This window comes from Bacillus sp. FJAT-22090, from assembly GCF_007676755.1.
Lineage (GTDB): Bacteria > Bacillota > Bacilli > Bacillales_A > Planococcaceae > Psychrobacillus.
Map to the genome: position 1 here is coordinate 1 of NZ_VEBK01000011.1, position 17961 is coordinate 17961.

Sequence of the window (17961 nt, forward strand, 5' to 3'; positions counted from 1 at the left end):
GAGCTGCGTCCGATTTCGTATTGCCTTTTTCTATAAATCGAAGATTTTAATTTTCATGGGAGTAAAAAATTAATTCGAAAAAGTATCCCCTTTATTCAAGTTCAAAGTGTGATTGTTAATTATAATAATATGATTATTTTCCCATTCCACATCAACCTTGTGCATAGGCTCTTCGTAATAAATCCTCTTTTTAAACCAAAGGGGACCATTTACAATTCCTTCTACACTAATGGAGGTGGCCGCCCCACCGTTTAATGTGTAAAAGTCGACGTTGATTTTAGAGTCAGGTGATTGTGCTGTTTCAATGGGTTTTCTCGCAAATGTATTTACCGCTACTCCTAATAGAAAAATTGCTGTAAGGGGGAATGCAATTAGCACCGTAAGCCAACTTCTCCATCTTGCTCTCCTACTACTTTTGTCTTTAAATCCAATAATACCTGTAACGAAAGCAATAACATTGAGTAACCATAAAGTTAAAGCAGGTGGTGCCACTTGCCAAGTTCGGTAATATGACGCATATAACGATTGTAATGAAAGCACTAATAATAACAAACATAAAATGAATGACCACAAATTATATTTTCTTTCCACTTATTTACCTCCCTATTAGAAGTTCTGGTGTTCCCCAAAAAGTTTTCTCATTGAACTAACCTGCTGCGTTAGTAAAAATATACCCTATGTCTATAATTCTATTAAGTTGGCAATAATCCTTTAATGGTACTTTTTTAGGGGCAATGGAATTGTTACTGTCAAAAGCATAGGCTTCGTCTGAAGCGGATAAGCGAATAAAGGGCTTACAGCTACGCAACTCATTTAATGAATAATGGAGCTCCTATTGAACTATGGGGCATGAGAAAAGTGAAACGACTAGGATCTACGCTTAATTAAGCGGAAGGCTAAGGAAAGAGTATTATCAGAAATACTTTTAATACAAAGGAGCCACGTCATAATGACAAGGCTCTATTTGACTAACGCACCCGTTAGTTGAAGAAGATTAATTTTGATTTATGATTCTCGACTATATTTAAGTGGTATTAGTTCACCAATTTTAGTTTTCTGTAACTCTCCATCTATATCTAAAACAATAAAACAATCTGGTGAATAATCGGAAATTAATTCCCTGCACATCCCACATGGACTAACTACTCTTAACTCTCTATTTTTTTCATCAGAATAGGGATGTCTAACAGCAACAATTGTATCAAAGTATCTTTCTCCGTTTGAAATTGCATTTCCAATCGCGATAGCTTCAGCACATACCGTAACCCGTCCAATATTTGCTTCAATGTGTACCGCAGAAACAATATTTCCCGACTTTGTTTTTAACGCTGCCCCTACATGATGTCTATCTTCTTCATATAAGCTAGTAATTTTACTTTTAGCTTCATCAATTAATTTAAAATCATTTTCTGTTAAAGGATATGTTTTCATAATTTTCCCTCACTTCTTTCATTTATTTACCCACTTATATTTATAGGTTTTCATCACGTTTTTACCAATGATTCTTCTTCACTATCCTGATGCTTTACTTTAATACGTTTGAAATGAATAGAGGTTTCAAATTTGGATAAGTTTTCCATTATATTAAATTCATTTGGCTTATTGAACTAAAGCACCCGTTAGTTTAAGATGGCTTTTGCTTTCCAAACTTAGCAATTTTTTTCAAAACAAAAATCCCGAAAAAAAGCACCATTACTCCTACTATTTTTACAATTACGTTTTTATAAGTTTCATTCAAAATGGTGGTATTTAAAAACAATAAACCAACAAAAATTATTAGAAAACCAAGTAAAGAACTTATTAATTTCATTTTACAACTCCCATGAGATAACGAATTAGTTGAATATCCTTATATTTTAATAATTCGTTATTACTCTTAAAATTCCTCTTCTTAAACTAACCTGGCCTTGTAGTTCAATATTAAAAAAGAGCTGCCAAAGCAACCCCATGTTTTACTAAAGCACTCGTTAGCTTAATAAGAGATAGACTATTTTTTCACCCAATTATCTTCCCACTGGAAATAAACGTTATCTGTAAGATGCTTGTTAAATATAAAATCTGGATATGGTAAAGCAAGCTTTGGCTTGTTTTCTTCCTTAATAAATCGCAAATCAGCTGATTCACCATCTATTGCTGTTAGTTTTCCACATATTATATTGCATTCAAAAACAATTACATTATATTCAACTTGGTCGCCGTTAGGGTATGTAAAACGAAAGCTTTCACCACCAAATATGCCTAATAGTTTATTAGGTTTAACTGTTAAACCAGTTTCTTCCCATACTTCACGTATAAGTGCTTGAGCAGGTGCTTCCCCTGGTTCAATTGCTCCCGCAGGTAAACTCCAGTATTCACCTTCACCAGGATACTGGAACAATATTTCATCATTGCTATTTCTTAATATTGCAGCAACACTCGGCATAAATATTAGTTCTGTACCAACCTTTGCTCGAAGTTTTTGATAGTAATCTGATATTGGCATAACAAATCCCCTTTTGTTTAATAATTTACATATATTAACTTATTCAACACAATCGCAAAAAAACCTTCTTCTTCAACTAAACTGCCCCGATAGTTCAATAAGAAAAATCTATCCTTACAGGCAGCCACTTGTTTGCTAAAGCACCTGTTAGTTGAAGAACGACTATTTAATGTCACAACTTATGGTTTATTAACGTATTGTGATTTGATAAGATTTGCTCTTTCTGATTTCATAAATTTCTGATCCTTTTGGATAAATTCATCTAACTTTTCCATTTCACTACACGTAACGCCAATATTATCTTTATAAATATACTCATGACTATGGAAAAATTCTTTTTCATACGTTTCAAGACTTTCAAGATATTTAAGAATTTCTTTATTATCAATATATGTGAACGCTCTTGGCACCGTAAAATCAGTTGCAATTTTCTTGATTTCAGATAAAGAGATTGGCTTCGTAAACATTTGAAAACTTTCAATCGGTACAATTGCTCGTTCCTTATTTTCTAAACAGATATCCATTCGTTTATTTACATCATGATTCTTTGAAAACTTAGATTTAATGTCAGCTGGGTGAAGAACCTGTCCCAATTCCATAATACCTATAAATTCTCTTACAGGACTTGTTAAATACAAGTACGCCCTAACTGGTTCTCTGCAAAAGGATTTTCTGTATTCATATTTTTTAATTCCATGTAATATCGGTCGTAAATAATCTGGATGAAACGATAATATTATATTTTTTTTCATTACAATTTCTCCTTCAATCAACAATAAGACAGCTAATTTTAAAGTCAGAGTTCATATTGAGTTATTTCCTAATTAAACTAACCTGCCGCGTTAGTTCAATAAGAGAAAATGTTTTCTCCTTCTTGAAGTAAAGCACCCGTTAGTTGAACAATTCAATTAGGATAGCATCAACTCTTATTGTTATCATCTCTTCTTTTATAACCTTCAAGCACATCTTCAACCGTTAAACTTTCTTTTACTATTTCCCCTTGTTCTTTTTCAAGTAATTTGCCAATAGCTGAATTGTTAATTCCTTTTGTTACTGCTGACCGAATCACATAATATAATATAAGAAATCCAATAATCATAAAACCAATACTTAAGTATCCTTCCATAATAACTACATCCTCTCAAAGAAATAATTTTAGGTCGACTCCAACATTTGCAGCTTTACTTGAATACGTTTGAAACGAATTTAGGTTCCATTTTTAAATAAATTTCCCAATTATATTATCAAAAACCCATTTTGCTTATTAAACTAAACTGCTTCTTTAGTTTAAACGTAACATTTCACAATACATATCAACTTAATGTTTTGGACATAAAAATAGACTATCGAAATGATGGCCATTTTGCTAAAGCACCCGTTAGTTGAAGATGAAGATTTTACCTTTTCAAAAAAATATTTGGTTGGAGTAGGTTAATCTTTTCTGAACAAAATAAACATTAAAAGGTGGTGTGATAATGAAAAAAATTTATGCAACATTAGTCTTACTTTTATGCTCCTTATTAGATTTGGGTTTATCTGTTTCTGCCCAAGAAATAAAGTCACCCAAAGTACTTACTTACAATGGTGAAAGTGAACATTGGGTAGGTGATTTTACACTTGAAATTTCTGAAGGGGCGATATCAAAACTAGGGAATATAAAGTATAAAGGGGAAGACGTTGGTTCTGTAGGATGGGTTTCATGTACTTATGAAGCAGGTACCGGGAGTCAAACAAGTAAAAGTCTATTAGCAGGTGTACATCCACTTGATTCACCTAAAGGAGAAAAAGGTACTCAATCAAGTAAATCAGTAGCAGGGAATAGTGATGAGCGTAGTAATTTATATTCTAAAGTAAAAGTTGTTAAAGTGACTGTTGAATGGGATGGGAAAACCGAATTAATTAATTTATACAAACAAGAATAATTGTTAGTTGAAAAGTGCATGTATTTTCGCCAGAAGTATATCGTCACACCATTCTCTGTTATTACAAATACTAATAAACCATCATTTTTGATGGTCTTGTTAACTAAAGCACCCGTGAGTGGAAGAACGCACTGACCTAAATAAATGAGACAAATAAAAGCACCTTTCGTTGAAAAACGGGTATACAATACCTAAATTCAATACGGAGGTGTTTTTTCTATGGGGACTAGAGTCAGTTATCCAGTTGAAGTGAAAATGAAGGCAATAGAAATGCGATTGGCTAAGATACCAGTAAAGGAAGTAATGGAAAAATTAAGTATTCGGAACAAAACGCAATTGAAGAGATGGATGCATTGGTATCGAAATGGAGAAATTCATCGTCTCCATCAACCAGTTGGTAAACAATATACCTTCGGTAAAGGACCGGAATATGACAGCGAGACAGCCAAACTACAGGCAGAGAATCGGTATTTAAAACAGCAGATTGAAGTCTTAAAAAAGTACGCAGAATTGGAAAGGGAGTGGCACCAAAAGTAGTGATCCAATTAGTCGAAGAATTAAAGGATGTTATGCCAATAGGAGAGATCTGTCGGCACTTAGGTGCAGGTTGTTCCTCATACTATCGTTGGAAAAAGAATGAGTATCAACTCACGCCAAAAGAAATTCGAGATCAGCAGATTGGCGACTTGTGCAAACAGCATAAGTTCCGATATGGTTATCGTAAAATTGCCGCTCTGTATCCAGGAGTTTGTGAGAAGACTGTGCAGCGTACTATGCAAAAAAATGGTTGGCAATGTAAAGTAAAAGTGAAGAAACGGAAGTGTACGGGACAGCCGGCATATGTCGCACCAAATTTATTGGATCGTGATTTTAAGGCATCTAAACCCTTGGAGAAGCTAGTAACGGATATTACGTATTTGCCTTATGGCCAATCAATGATGTATCTTTCTAGTATTCTCGATGTCTTCAATGGCGAGATTGTGACACAAACTATCGGTTTCAAACAAGACACCGATTTTGTGTTGGACACACTCAATCAATTGCCTGATCTACCAGAAGGATGTATTCTGCATAGTGACCAAGGGTCCGTTTATACGTCCTACGCCTATCAAAAAGCAGTCAAAGAAAAAGGAATTACCATGAGCATGTCCCGCAAAGGCACGCCAGCTGATAATTCCCCAATCGAAACGTTTCATTCCACGCTAAAGTCTGAAACGTTCTATCTAGACGATATCTATCGCACAACGAATGCGTGTGTGATACAAATCGTCGAAGAATACATTACTTATTATAACAATATCCGTATTCAAACGAAACTAAACAGCCAATCGCCGGTTCAATACCGTCAATTGGCTGCATAATAGGGGTTTTTATTCCTGTCTCAAAAAGGGTAGTCAGTGCCGAAGAAGAGGTATTTTTAGTTACCACTTTACTTAAAGTCATTTACCCAAAACCAATATCGACCAGTGTTTATTTTATTGTTTGCTATTAATAATATAATGGGAATAATGGCTAAGATAATATATAAAGAGAAAAATGTGGATGTTTGTAGAATTTCTAATTTTTCAACTATTGTCATACAAATCATTAACGTTCCTAAAAATAAATAGGGAAAAATTAACCCTTTCTGATAAGATTGTAACTTTTCCTCACCTAAAAGAATTCTTGTTTTTTGGGGTAAGAAATAGTCACTCTTCATAAGATGGCTAAACCCAAAAATTATCATCAATATTCCAAAAACCATTTAAATTCCCCCTGTTTTATTCAACTAAACTGCCGCGTTAGTTTAAGTGTAGCATTTCACAATGCATTTCTGAGAACAACTTAATGATTTGGACATAAAAATAGACCATCGATATGATGGTCTTGGTTAACTAAAGCACCCGTTAGCTTTATAAGAAATTTCCTTATTCAAATACAATCATTTCTCCGACATCTATAAACCCAAAGCGCTTATAGATATTTTTCCCATCCTCTGATGCTTGTAAGACAACGGGTTTTTGTTTATCTTTTGTTTGAGTAAGTAGGTATTGGAACATTTCACTGCCATATCCTTTACCTCTATATGTTTCTTTTGTCATAACATCATAAATACCATAACTTTCTTTGCTATCTATTAGTAAACCAGTAGATACAGTTATTTCACCGACGCGTCCAATAAACATTTGAATTTCTGAACCTAAATTTACTTCAGAAAACTTATGAAAATAATTTTCTAACGCATCTTTTTCTGGGGTACCTTCAAATAGGCTTATAAAAACCTCCTTATATTCCTTAAGTTCTTCAAAATTTCTCACATGAGTAATCATAAGCTGATGGGACTTTCTTTGATCTACATTAAGAGTATTTTCAAGTTTCATCATTACATTACGTTCTGCTTCTTTTAGGTCATATCCTTGCATAATTTCTTGCCAGCCAGCGTTCAAATACCGGGAGTCAATCCACGTACTAAAGGGATATTCTTTAAGAGACATATTTTCAATGCTACTTCTAATATTAAATGCATTTTTTATATGTGAAGATTTCGGCAAAAGTACATTGAATGTATCAGTGGGTATTTCCGTATTCGCAAAAACGAAATCTTCTTCTTTAATAAGCTTCCCATTAACCGCATGAGTAAATATTCTTATTTTTTCTTCAAGATTGTTTATAACTAATTGTTGATTTGCAATCATTTTTTTACCCCTTCCAATTAAATACAGCGCGCTCTCTTTTTTATTATAGGAGCAATTTAATTATAATAAAACATTGTTCACAGTTTTAATATCCTCCCATAATTTTCAGAAAGCTTAATTCGCATTGTTTATTTACTCCAAAGTCCCGTCTTGTATTAAACTTCTTCGTTGAAAAAAGTCCCCAAAGCGTCGTTTGGTAAAATTTCTTTACTTAGCGTTGTAAATCTGATGATAGTCCTTGTTGCACTAACCTGCTGCGTTAGTTTAAGTGCAATCCTTCACATTATTATTCGTATAACAACAAGTTCGACACCTTGAGAAATTGAGGATATTGCAGTATCAATAGTTAATTTAACTCAATCGTAATAGAATCGAAATCAATTTGTTTATTATCACTTTGTCCAATACTTACATGGGCGAATGGATAAAACGTAGAGATATTGAAACAGATAATGAATCAATATATGATTTATTACAATGAATCAAGAAGACAATGGAACCTAAAAAAGATGACTCCGATTGAATATCGAAGTCATCTCATAGCTGCTTAATAAGCAGCTGGTCTTTTATTAAACTGTCCAATATTTAGGTCGCAGTTCACTCTCCACAAAGCTTTTCTGAGTGGGTCAAGGTACCTGCCCCCTTGGTGCTTATTTAGAAACAACGCCTTCTTTTACAGCGTTTCCGTTGACGTCAACAAGGTTAGTTGTTGAGTTGAATTCAACAGAAATAGCTGCATTTAATGCAAAGTCTGCTGTTGTTGTTACAGTTAATTGTCCATTAGCAGCAGAAACTGATGCAGGTGTTACTGTCTTGCCATCGATTTCAACATTCACGCCTGTCACTGTTGCAGCAGCATTAATAGCTTCTGAGAAACTAACTGTAAAGGATTTGCTATTAAGAACCGTTATGTTAGAAGCCACTGGAGCAATATTTTCAGTCAGTGTTTCAGTTAAAGTAGCTTTGTTATTTACTAAAGTATTGCCATTTTTAGCTGTTACACTAGTAACTTCAAATACATAAGTTCCGTTAGCTGTAATTGAACCCTCTGGTAATGTAATTACAACTGTTTTTCTATCATTTACAAATTTAAGTTGTGCATCGCCAGTTAGTGCTTTTCCACCTAATTTGTAATTTGAAGCTACTAATGCAGAATCACTCATATCTTCATTATACGTAACAGTCAGCACTTTACCTGATACATTTATATCCGAAAGTACTACTGTAGCTTCAGGTTTAGCAGGTGCTTGTACATGTTCAATTCCAGTAACTGCAAACGTTAGAGTGTCAGCCACTTGATTCCCATAACGATCTGCAACAACCTTACCTGCTAGCTCGAATGTATACGATGAATCTTTTACAAGAGTGTAGTCAATCGCAACGATATTCTTTTCATTGCCTTTAATTCCATCTTTGCCATCTAAATCGTATCCATAGGCAATATTTGTAGTGCCAGTTGCTGATAAATCAACTACACTGTTTGTTTGGTGTACTCCATCTTTTACTTTAAGAATTAGCTCGTTCGTTGCTTCAAGATTCCCTTTAGATACAGCATCATCAAATGTTAATAGGATTTTATTACTATCATCGTTAACATATGCAGTAACAAATGAAGGTGCAGTCTTATCTGCTGTTAAGGTTCCAGTAACAGAAACTTTCTCCCCAATGTTATTAGCTTTATCCTTAAATCCTTCAACAATAATTTGCGCATTATTTAAGAAGTTAACTCCAGATAAAGCTCCAGCTGTTTGTGCATCTAAAACATATTTTGTTTTATCATCAGTATCTTGAACTAATTTATTAGCATAGTCTGTACCGTTAATTTTTACCGTACCAACTGTTACTTCTTCTGTAAAATCAATCGTTATTTCATTAGCTAAAACTGATACAGTTGCACTTGGTTTTACTTCATCCACTACTGGCTTTTCAACTGTAAAGTCTAAAGATATTGGATTTGCCACATTGTTCGCATAGTCTTTTGCACCGACAATTGCAACTTTGTAAGACTTTTCAGCTTCTAAACCTGTAATTTTTACTGTTTTTTTGTCTTGAGACACAGTATAATCGCTTGTTACAGCACCGTTTAAGCTGATAGTACCTTCGGATTGAACCGGTTCAGCAAAAGTGATTTCCGCTGTAGTTCCTTTTGCTACAACAGAAGCAACAACTGGTGCAGTTTTATCAGCAAAAGTGATTAATGTATTATATGCTTCTGTTTTTACATTACCGTCAGCCTTAGTAGGGATAACAGCAATTGATAATTTTGCATTGTTTACTTTTAATTCATCTTTAGTTGTTAATGTAACTGTCTTTTCATCTTCTGAAAGAACAGCTTTAGTAAATGTTTCGCCTTCTAAAGAATATTTAGCAGTTTTTTCAGCTTCTGTTTTGTTAACAGCTTTATTGAAAACAACCACTAGTTCTTTAGCATTCGCACCACGAACTGATTTAACTGCTGGAGTTAATTGAGCTTCCACTGCTTCAATTGAAGTAATTAATGTAGCTTTCATTTCAGCATTTTTAACTTGACCGATGTTTTCATTCGCTTGGGCTATATATTTTTCAACTTCATCCATATTGTTAGCTTCAAGAGCTGCTTTTGCTAAATCAAGTTTCATTTTAACAGTTACGGCATGCATAACGCTGTCACGTACATCTTGAGCAGCTTCTTTATATTGGTCACGGATCGCATCGCGTGTTGATTTACCGTATACACGATCTAAAAGAATCGTTTGTTTGCGAATTTCATTTGATAATTCATGATACGCTTTCTCCGTTGCATCATCAATTAGTCCTTTTTTAATTTGTGCTTCTAGAATAGTTTGTTTATCTAGCATTTTTTCACCGGCTGTAATAGCATCGATGTATTGCATTGTACGTGTAATATGAATATTTACGTCTTTCTCAATTTTATCCATATATACTTTCTTTTGTGCAGCTGGTGGCTTACTTACAGCGGCAACAGCAGCATCACGCGCTTTTTTAGCTGCATTATATTCGGGATATGGACGAGTAGTTCCGTCTGCAGAACCTTCTAAAGAAATCGCCCATTTTAAAACAGTACCTGCGTTAACTGCCTTTTGCACTAAAGCATCTACATTAGATACAGCTTGCGTTGGTGCTGCTGCTGTCAATGCTGATGCTGCAATAGCTGTTGCGCTAAGTACTTTAATTACCATCTTTTTATTCATCTTAATATGTTCCCCCTAAGGCTAATTGTTTGCTAGGTTCTTTACAACCTATCGCTTATACTAATCTATATAAAAGATAATTGAAATCACAAAAGTTACCCAGTGTAACCAGATGAAGGAAAGACAGAAGTAAATTGGGTCGATACATAGATCAGTGACTGAAACCTCATTGCTTGTAATGTTTTTGATAAATAGCTATTAAAGTTATTTTCTTCGTTAAAATACCCCCAAGAAATCATATTCACTACGTTGGTATGTCCCCCCTCCGTTAGGATAGAAATCGTACATTTTTCTTCAGTGTGTAATTACAGAAGGTTTTGTGTGCCAGATATGCCCCTTCCGAACATTGCCATCTTAATTTTGATTTAATGACTAAATGTGAAGAGGAAATTATGCTTGAGATGTATAGAATTACAAAACAAAAATTTCCAAGTGTTATTGATGCACTTGAAACTGCCACTTATTATTTGACAATATTCCCCTAAACAATTTCATTATTTGAGTATAAATAGCCGATTTATGAAAGCTGTGTTAAGCCAAAAGAGAGATTTATCTTTTCAATCAAAACTGAAAGACTTTATGTGGGATACACTCTATGGAAATAATCCAAACTCATTTATAAAAATGCATATAAAAAATGAGCTGGGAAATGTCTCCAAGCTCATTATAATTTGATCTCATTTTTTTACTAAAGCACCCGTTAGTGAAAAATAATTATAATTCCACAGTCCAAATTTTATAGATAATTTGACCATTTATTTCTGTTTTTTCTGTACAGACACCGATTTGCATATTGTTATAAACAGCCCATTGAGGAAATAGAGATGCTAAATATTTAATTACCTTTTCATCAGGTGTGGCATATCCTACATTATTTTTCTTACTTAAATAGGCAACAAAATCTGGATATAACGCTTCTGTCCACTCTTTAACTTGAAACTCCGAACCAAAAATACGATTATCCTCTTTATGACTTCCATTTATCTATTTAACATTCTCCATTGAATCCACCTCATTTCTAAACAGCCACCCTTACAGGTAGCTATTTGTGAGCTAAAGCACCAGTTAGTTTATTAAGAAAAATTGTGCTTGATTACAAAAAAAGAAATAACTTTCCAGTATATAAATTCCAAATAGAATGAGTGATCATTGAAGGTATAACGGATTTAGTTTTTATAGTAATACAAGCAAGAACAACACCTATAATAAGTGATAGGAATAAGTAGGCAGGATGAAACAGAGAAAAAATTACTGAAGTAATTACCACAGCCCATATTGGTCTCACTACTTTTAAAAGAGCAAATAATAGCACCCCTCTAAAAAGAAGTTCCTCCCAAAGTGGAGCGAAGATGACAGCAAGTATTAAGGGATATTGTTCTAAACCCTCAAGCAAGCCATTTTTGTAATAAACAATAAGAATTCTGTCCATTAAAATTTCGTAATGGATGCTTAACTTTAACATTAGGAAGGGAATAAAAATTCCTATAAACATACCTAGATAAGTCAAAGGGCTTTTAAATGGATTGAAATTTATTAAAGGGATAATCAATCGTCTAATTGAACTAAAACTCAACGATAGCAAAATAAAAACAAGGCTCCAGACAAGTGAACCAAATCCGTTAAATAACTGGCTATTAAAATAACTAATTCCATAGCCTGTCATCAAAAGTAAAACTGTATACAACAAATTACTAAACGTATTATTCTTCCTTTCGAGAGTAAGCATCTTTGTCCCCCTTTTTATATTGAATTAACCTGCTGTTTTACAAGATTACGTATGGAACAATTTATAGTTCCAGTTTCAAATAAATTATCTTTAAAAAAACCAAAAATTTATGTGGCTTCTTCAACTAACCTGCCGCTTTAGTTCGATTAGAAAAAAAGAGTTGCCTAAGCAACCCTATTATCTTTACTAAAGCTCCCGTTATTTGAATAAGGTTTTTATATTTAACTATTGTATCCATTGCATTACAAACAGTTTTTGTTCTTTCGCATTTGAAATTGCAAGTATGTAGCTATTATCTTCTTTCACTTTATAAAAATATTTATCTTTATTATCGTAAGTCACAGGATTCTCTTGAAATACAACAGTAAGATTCTGTGTACCTTTGTTCATACTAGCCGCATCTTTTTGAAATTTTTCAAGGTGACTTGAAACATTATCAAAGGATTCATCCTCAATAGAAATCCAACCATTGTTTTCCTTTAACTTGCTTTCAATTGACCTATATTTAAGAATTTGAAAGGTTTGTCCCTCATTCGGGAACCCATTCCTTGTATTAAATATGGTTTCTATCTTACTTGGTCTAGGTGCCTCAAATCCCCAATTCAATTTCCATTCATAGATTGTGAGATATAATTCCAATTTACTACTACAAACCCTACCAATAATAGCGGAACTGTAATCCATAAGATGGTTTTCTTTTTCATAAGAAATTTCCTTTTTGCCGAAATGAAAATACCATATAAATAATCTCTCCCCGAATTATGGTTTTCTAAAGTAATATTCTCTATCCATTCAAAAAGTCCTTGTTCAACTAAACTGCCCCTTTCAATTAGGAAAAAGGAGTTGCCTAAGCAACCCCTCGATCTTGACTAAAGCACCCGTTAGTTTAAGTGAAAAGTTTCACAAACTCCTTATACCCTGCGTTCCATTGATTTAGAGTAACCAAAACAATCTCTAAATAACTTCCTGCCAATATATTTATGAAAATTATTGTATCTGTATCGGTAATACTCGTTCCAATAGCTAATCATTCTATTATAGCTTTTGCAAAACGGTACATTATTTTCAAGACAAAATCTCTTAATCCGTTCTGTATCCTGTTCTTTTAAAATATCATAAGTCATTTCTAATATTTCTACGACATATTCATCACATATTTTTACGATATAAGGAATAGCCCAGTCTTCATAATCCATCTGAAGCAACGAATAAATATGTCTTTGGCGAACAAACCCGTTACAACTTCTTGAATAAATACAATGCAAAATCATTTTTTGTCGTAGACTTAAATTGTTTATAACTTCATCTGAACTATCAATGTTGTAGATTCGATACGGAAATCTAATCACGGCATTATCTTGAAAATATTGAATAGTATCCTCGGACACATCAATTGTGACATTATTATAAGTTGTATGTGGAATTATTCCAACTGCTGTAGTCACATCATCTCTCAGATAAATTGGAAATCCATCTTGAAACATTCAATCACATCCTTGCTTCGCATAATGTTACAGTGTAGAACAACTAAAATACTGCGTTAGTTTTAGTTTAACATTTCACAATGGATCGCCGATATCTAATTGATATTTTGGACGTAAAAATAGACCATCAAAACTGATGGTCTTGTTTAACTAAAGCACCCGTTAGTTGAAGAAGAACGGAGATGTCAACGTAAAAACTAATTGACTTTAAAGTTAATTAGTTCTTCATATTCGCCTGTATTAGTCCGCCATTTAATTTCAACAGTAGCGTGGTTTAACGATATAATTGCTTCATCTTTAGTAGCTGGAGGATTATTACCTCCGCCCGTCCCAAAGGATATTGCAGTTTGTTCTTCTTGGGGTTCAATTTCCCCACCAAGTCCTCCTTCGTCAGTAACTACCGTATAAGCGACATATAGGAGTTCCTCATCTCCTGTATATTCAATTCCTCCTCTGTTATGGAGATAGGTATCGGTCATCTCGTATATTAGATGTGCATTCCACAAGTCGCCTTCACCAGTAGCTTTAATAGTTTCTTGATTTGAACAAGCTGTTAGTAGAATCATTGTAAATAGTAAAATAACTATTTTTCTCAACATAACTCCCCCTCAAATGCGGATTGAATTGTCCCTGGATAATAACTATTTCGCCAATTGTATATAAATACCTCTTATTAAACTAAACTGCTGCTTTAGTTCAATATGAAAAAAGAGTTACCTAAGCAATCCTACCCTGATTTATTAGGAGAGTATATATAAAGGAAAAATAGGCAGTAGTATTTAACCACTGTCTTTTTTACATGAAATCGCACCCAAGAGATTCATAGCCTTGTGAGCGAATAAAAAAAGGAAGTACCTAACCACCATCAGATACTTCCTTTTATTATCTTTTATTTTGACTTTGCACAGTTATTTTCACTAAAAGCATCATCAACGTTTTGAATTGGAATTCCTCCACCTTCTGTTCCGCTAAGAGTTAAATACTCACCTATAAATTCCGTATCGTCTTGATTTTTAAGAATGATTAACACAAAATTATGCTTAATATCATTTATAAAACACTTCGGTTTTAAATTGTATCCATAAACAGGTAGCTGTTCTCCTACATATGGCTCCAAGTTCATTCCAAGTGAACGATTTCTATCTAAAACACCCTCATTCATATCTACACTAATCGGTAAAGCGTATTTTTTTCCATCACCAATCTCCCAATCAAATTCTTCACCATACTTTTCTGCCAAATAACCTCGTAATTCATTATTTGGATTAACATTCTCGCTATCTAATTTCACTTGAACGCTTTGACTACAGCCTAATAATAATAATAATAATAATAATGTAATATAAGAAAAGACAATAGATTTCTTAAACATGTTGTTTCCTCTATTTCACATCGAATTTTTCATAGCTTTAGGTTCATTTGGGAAAGTTTTTTAGATTTTTTTGTATATTTTATTTATCCTGTTGCACTAAACGCTTTTTTTCTCCCCTATTCACAGGATAATGCTCCTTTACTAAACGACTATTTATAAAATGTACCACGTTCTTAAACTAAACTGCCGCGTTAGTTCAATAAGGAATTTCAATTTAACTCCGAAACTTTTCCGAAAAACAACTTATTTTTAACCACATCTATAAGGCTTCCAACTATTAAACAACTCACAAAATGAATACAATATGCCCATAGATTGTAATGTAAAAAATAGCTACCTGCTTCTTGACTCTGTAATTCATTGTCGATAATAAAACTAAAGCCATTCCGAGACAGTAAATCTAATATGGGATTTGATCTGACTAACGGACGTGCAAATTCAATCCAAAATATATTACAAATAATCGAGCCAATAGCGATAATGCCAAAAATGATTGTAAAACTAAACAGTTTCGTCTTTCTTTTCATACACAACACCTCCTATTTTTTTAATGTATCCTCGATGAATACAATTTACCGCTTCTACTCACCAGCCCCTTTAGTTCAATAAGAATAAAAGTTTTACTCCTTCTTGAAGTAAAGCACTCGTTAGTTTAAGTCCATTTCACTCATTATGTTGGTTTCTCCGCTACAATCTTAAAATTCGTTGTTGATGTTGACTCTTCGTATGAAAAGGTAATTTTATAGTCTATTATTTCATTCGTTTCTATTTTACGAATTGATGTTGTTACCGCACCATCCCCGACATAAGTTAACCGACTATTATCAGCAATTTCGTAAGTTTTTACACCATCTACTTCATTTACTGCAAAACCTACTCTTTGAATCGTATCTCCGTAAATAAAAGCAAGATTGCAACTATTTTTTTCTTTACTATCGTAAAAAGAAATAACCGCCTTTAACATTGGTAATTTATCATCTTTCACTAATACATAATCAGTTATTTCATATTTACCATAATCTTTATTCTCCTTAAATGTTGCGATTGCGTCCTCTTTGGTATAATTCTTATCTGATGTTTGTTGACCTTGATTTAACGAAGAGGCAGGATATTCCGATACACTCTGAGTAGTATTAGAACATCCTATTAGGGTCAAAGTAAAAATTATCCCTAAAGTTAATGTTAGTTTCATATATTTTCCCCTCCCTTCTTATCATCTTTATATATTTTTATATAAATAAGCATTAACCTTGTTGAACTATTCTGCACCGTTTGTTCAATAAGAAAAAATGCTTTACCCCTTCTTGAAGTAAAGCACCCGTTAGTTGAAGTTCGTCAGTATTTTATTCTCTTTTTAAAACCCCAATAACTATTAGTATTAACCCAATTAAGAAAAAGAACCAGACAAAAAAGTTATCAAAAAAACCAGGGTAATTCATCATACCCGAAGTTGAAGTTCCAGCAGAAGCTAATCCAGCATCAGTAACAGCAACAGACAATCTTTCAGCAATCCTTTCAGCAGTATAGAATATACCACTGAGTGAAATAAAAATGGCTCCTATAATTCTATAAATATTTTGTGTCATACTACTACCCACTACCCCCTTGATTTATTTACTATATTCTTTGTTATTAAAAGCTAAACCTTTTTCAACTAAACTTCATTTATTACACATTATCTACGAAAGGTTCATTAATTAAAATCATTATTAGGAACCTAGGCGATAACCCTATACTACTAACACAAATACTGATTACGACAAATGCGAGGAACATTTTCTAACCTCTAAGTACGCACCATTTTTCTTCGAATTTGTTCTTTTCTTAATTTATAATCACTAATTGGTTGAGGGATTGCTCTCTGCGTTCCCTCAGTTAATACATATTTTGAGCGAATTGTACAATTAAATATTTTTCACACTATTCCATAAATTTAATCTATAATAATAATAAGGAGCTGAATTTCAATTAAAGATCTAAGTACATCCATTCATGAAGATATTATTATCACTAATTTGACAGGTCACATAAGCACTACTGATGTAAATACTTGGTTTGATTCGTTTGAGAAAACATGCTATTCCTTTATTAGTCAAGGGAAAAAGTATAAGTTGTTAGTTAATCGTAAAGGTTATACTCCAGAACATTTTTCTGTGCAAAAATTGTGGAAAGACAAATTTTTCTCCAACAATATACTAGATAACATTATTGCAGTCGCTTTTTTATTAGAAGAAGGGGATATTTTAAATCACCTTGAAAATTCTAATAACAAGAACAACGTATTATTCTCAAGTAACTATGACCAATCGATTGACTGGCTTAATGTTTATAGATAATAAATTTTTATCTTCGTGGTGCCAAAGGAACCTTTTTTAGTTCACATTTTGAGTCAAATGCTGCATAAAAACTCCCATTTTCTTGTTCAACTAAACTGCCCCGTTAATTGAATAAGTTCAACAACAGGGGCATCAATCCCTTCTTGGATTAATGCCCCTGTTAGTAAAAAATTAAATAAAATTTGTGCGGTTTTTATCTACAAATAGGAAAAATAAATAACCTACAATGTTAAATAAAACAAAAGTAATTGCCCACTTTACATTAAGTCTTTGTTGACGGCTAACGTCTTTGATTGCCCAAGTAGAGAATAAGATCGCGTAAAGGAGACCACCTAAAAATAAACAAATGACACTTAGTGTATGGAATCTGCTTTGTTCTGTTACAATATACCATTCACCATTTCCACTTCCATGAGGATGTTTATCAATAAACAATGAGTTCTGTGTCCCTTTATCTCGACTATACTCAATATCAGGTTTTGCATTGTTTGCATAATCAAAAACTTTTTCTATAAGTATGTCTTCAATGGCATAAATTTTAATATTTGAAATGTACTTAGTACTGTGCATCAAGAGTTCTACATCTTGTTTTTCTGAAGGTGCAATTATACCATCGCTTTTCAAACTATTAAGTACCGCTGTTGATAAAAGTGTATTTTCCCTAATACTCTCAGTATCCTTTGACTGAAGAATTCCAAAAACAGTGATTCCTAATACAAGAAAACCTAATGCAAAATAAAGAAGCTTTTTGCTTTTTAACCCTTTATCCAAAT

21 protein-coding genes and 1 pseudogene are annotated in these 17961 nt (G+C 33.2%); 4 read left to right on the forward strand and 18 right to left on the reverse strand.

From position 1 onward, the window contains the following. Positions 1-69: 69 nt before the first annotated feature. The 6 genes from FS486_RS13660 to FS486_RS13685 form a co-directional block, all read right to left on the reverse strand. Positions 70-591 (reverse strand): DUF5412 domain-containing protein, encoded by a 522-nt coding sequence (locus tag FS486_RS13660; RefSeq protein WP_260858114.1) that lies wholly within the window; start codon positions 589-591, stop codon positions 70-72. A 414-nt stretch (positions 592-1005) separates the two neighbouring features. Next, a complete protein-coding gene (locus FS486_RS13665; protein WP_144512116.1) occupies positions 1006-1431 on the reverse strand; it encodes a cytidine deaminase in 426 nt (141 codons plus the stop codon). Between the two features lie 193 nt (positions 1432-1624). Further along, positions 1625-1810 (reverse strand): hypothetical protein, encoded by a 186-nt coding sequence (locus tag FS486_RS13670; protein ID WP_144512117.1) that lies wholly within the window; start codon positions 1808-1810, stop codon positions 1625-1627. Positions 1811-1987: 177 nt separating this feature from the next. Beyond that, complete coding sequence (locus tag FS486_RS13675; protein WP_144512118.1) at positions 1988-2482, reverse strand: NUDIX hydrolase; 495 nt, start codon at positions 2480-2482, stop codon at positions 1988-1990. A 179-nt stretch (positions 2483-2661) separates the two neighbouring features. Then, on the reverse strand, positions 2662-3234 hold the full coding sequence (locus tag FS486_RS13680; protein WP_144512119.1) for a hypothetical protein: 573 nt from the start codon (positions 3232-3234) through the stop codon (positions 2662-2664). 167 nt (positions 3235-3401) lie between these two features. Next, positions 3402-3608 carry a hypothetical protein gene (locus tag FS486_RS13685; RefSeq protein ID WP_144512120.1) on the reverse strand — a complete coding sequence of 69 codons (207 nt, stop codon included), beginning with the start codon at positions 3606-3608 and terminating at the stop codon, positions 3402-3404. A 349-nt stretch (positions 3609-3957) separates the two neighbouring features. On the opposite strand from FS486_RS13685, the gene FS486_RS13690 reads away from it, so the two are divergent. After that, positions 3958-4404, forward strand: coding sequence for a hypothetical protein (locus tag FS486_RS13690; RefSeq protein ID WP_144512121.1), 447 nt, complete (start codon positions 3958-3960; stop codon positions 4402-4404). Positions 4405-4623: 219 nt separating this feature from the next. Further along, positions 4624-5765 (forward strand): IS3 family transposase gene (locus FS486_RS13695; RefSeq protein ID WP_260858115.1). Its coding sequence is split into 2 segments (ribosomal slippage): positions 4624-4894 and positions 4894-5765, totalling 1143 coding nucleotides; the frame shifts between segments, so codons are not numbered across the junction. 68 nt (positions 5766-5833) lie between these two features. On the opposite strand, the gene FS486_RS13700 is transcribed toward FS486_RS13695, so the two are convergent. Together FS486_RS13700 and FS486_RS13705 are read right to left on the reverse strand one after the other, a co-directional pair. Then, positions 5834-6148 (reverse strand): hypothetical protein, encoded by a 315-nt coding sequence (locus tag FS486_RS13700; RefSeq protein WP_144512122.1) that lies wholly within the window; start codon positions 6146-6148, stop codon positions 5834-5836. 163 nt (positions 6149-6311) lie between these two features. Next, positions 6312-7079 carry a GNAT family N-acetyltransferase gene (locus FS486_RS13705; protein WP_144512123.1) on the reverse strand — a complete coding sequence of 256 codons (768 nt, stop codon included), beginning with the start codon at positions 7077-7079 and terminating at the stop codon, positions 6312-6314. A 440-nt stretch (positions 7080-7519) separates the two neighbouring features. On the opposite strand from FS486_RS13705, the pseudogene FS486_RS13710 reads away from it, so the two are divergent. Further along, positions 7520-7630, forward strand: a pseudogene (locus FS486_RS13710) (IS3 family transposase); the annotation flags it as partial. 99 nt (positions 7631-7729) lie between these two features. On the opposite strand, the gene FS486_RS13715 reads toward FS486_RS13710, so the two are convergent. After that, a complete protein-coding gene (locus FS486_RS13715; protein ID WP_144512125.1) occupies positions 7730-10270 on the reverse strand; it encodes an S-layer homology domain-containing protein in 2541 nt (846 codons plus the stop codon). A gap of 519 nt (positions 10271-10789) precedes the next feature. Here FS486_RS13715 and FS486_RS20790 point away from each other — a divergent pair. Then, positions 10790-10945 carry a hypothetical protein gene (locus FS486_RS20790; RefSeq protein ID WP_313957001.1) on the forward strand — a complete coding sequence of 52 codons (156 nt, stop codon included), beginning with the start codon at positions 10790-10792 and terminating at the stop codon, positions 10943-10945. A gap of 418 nt (positions 10946-11363) precedes the next feature. Here the strand turns inward: FS486_RS20790 and FS486_RS13725 are convergent, their stop codons facing one another. From FS486_RS13725 to FS486_RS13770, 9 genes are all read right to left on the reverse strand, one after another. Further along, positions 11364-11996 carry a CPBP family intramembrane glutamic endopeptidase gene (locus FS486_RS13725; RefSeq protein ID WP_144512126.1) on the reverse strand — a complete coding sequence of 211 codons (633 nt, stop codon included), beginning with the start codon at positions 11994-11996 and terminating at the stop codon, positions 11364-11366. Between the two features lie 225 nt (positions 11997-12221). Further along, positions 12222-12680 (reverse strand): hypothetical protein, encoded by a 459-nt coding sequence (locus tag FS486_RS13730; RefSeq protein WP_144512127.1) that lies wholly within the window; start codon positions 12678-12680, stop codon positions 12222-12224. Positions 12681-12907: 227 nt separating this feature from the next. Then, positions 12908-13480, reverse strand: a complete 573-nt coding sequence (locus FS486_RS13735; protein WP_144512128.1) for a hypothetical protein — start codon at positions 13478-13480, stop codon at positions 12908-12910. Between the two features lie 197 nt (positions 13481-13677). Next, positions 13678-14076: a membrane lipoprotein lipid attachment site-containing protein gene (locus FS486_RS13740; protein WP_186321454.1), complete on the reverse strand. Its 399-nt coding sequence runs from the start codon at positions 14074-14076 to the stop codon at positions 13678-13680. Between the two features lie 293 nt (positions 14077-14369). Next, positions 14370-14852 (reverse strand): hypothetical protein, encoded by a 483-nt coding sequence (locus FS486_RS13745; protein WP_144512130.1) that lies wholly within the window; start codon positions 14850-14852, stop codon positions 14370-14372. A gap of 209 nt (positions 14853-15061) precedes the next feature. Further along, the gene (locus FS486_RS13750; RefSeq protein WP_144512131.1) at positions 15062-15379 is read right to left on the reverse strand and encodes a hypothetical protein; all 318 of its coding nucleotides are present in this window, start codon (positions 15377-15379) and stop codon (positions 15062-15064) included. A 143-nt stretch (positions 15380-15522) separates the two neighbouring features. Then, positions 15523-16044 (reverse strand): hypothetical protein, encoded by a 522-nt coding sequence (locus FS486_RS13755; protein ID WP_144512132.1) that lies wholly within the window; start codon positions 16042-16044, stop codon positions 15523-15525. Between the two features lie 151 nt (positions 16045-16195). Beyond that, a complete protein-coding gene (locus tag FS486_RS13760; protein WP_144512133.1) occupies positions 16196-16438 on the reverse strand; it encodes a hypothetical protein in 243 nt (80 codons plus the stop codon). Between the two features lie 921 nt (positions 16439-17359). Then, positions 17360-17959 (reverse strand): hypothetical protein, encoded by a 600-nt coding sequence (locus FS486_RS13770; RefSeq protein WP_144512134.1) that lies wholly within the window; start codon positions 17957-17959, stop codon positions 17360-17362. Positions 17960-17961: the final 2 nt, after the last annotated feature.